Origin of the sequence: Psychrobacter sp. 1044, from assembly GCF_904846525.1 — a bacterium.
GTDB lineage: Bacteria > Pseudomonadota > Gammaproteobacteria > Pseudomonadales > Moraxellaceae > Psychrobacter.
On the sequence record NZ_CAJHAZ010000059.1, the window covers coordinates 1 to 760 of the forward strand.

Consider the following 760-nt stretch of genomic DNA (forward strand, 5'->3'; position numbering starts at 1 on the left):
CGCGCTTAGCACCAGTACTATACATAGCTGGAGACAGAACTTAGAGCCTAAGAAAGTGCGAGATAAAGCCCCGACTAAAATACCTGATGACGCTTTGCTTCAGGATGTCAAAGCATATCCTGATGACTATCAATATGAGCGCGCAAATCGTCTGGGTTGTAGTAAAACTGGCATTCATCATGCTTTAAAACGATTAAACATCAGCCAAAAAAAAGACACTAGAGCATCCAAAAGCCTGTCTGGAAAAAAGAGCTAAGTATCTCAATCACCTGAGTGATTATATAATTCAAGGCTATCCCATTGTTTATATAGATGAAAGTGGCTTTGAGCATGAGACCATCAGGCCTTATGGCTATGCTCCGATAGGTAAGCCTTGTATCGATCGCTACAACTGGCAAGGTAAAAAACGTACCAACGTCATTGGAGCCCTATACGAAAGAGTACTATTTGCACTTGATTACTTCGAGAAAAACATCAATGGCGATATATTCTATAACTGGTGCAAGTACACGCTAATACCGAGCCTAAAAACCAAGTGCGTAATCGTAATGGATAACGCAAGCTTTCATAAACGAGTACAAAAACTGCTTAATAGACACGGCCATCGCCTTTTATTTTTACCACCCTACAGCCCTGATCTAAATCCTATCGAGAAGAAGTGGGCACAAGCTAAATTTCTACGCCAAGAATGGATGGAAAATAATCTGCCTAAACTATTTCATGATATGGGCTGTATCGATTTTATATTAAACTTACTATA

2 protein-coding genes are annotated in these 760 nt (G+C 39.9%); both read left to right on the top strand.

The window, feature by feature from the left end:
- Positions 1-256: IS630 transposase-related protein (locus JMX82_RS14320; RefSeq protein WP_227676827.1), on the top strand; the 256-nt coding region annotated here is incomplete at its 5' end.
- Positions 240-760, top strand: a 521-nt coding sequence (locus tag JMX82_RS14325; RefSeq protein WP_227676828.1) for an IS630 family transposase, incomplete at its 3' end; no start/stop codon positions are given. The genes JMX82_RS14320 and JMX82_RS14325, both read left to right, overlap by 17 nt.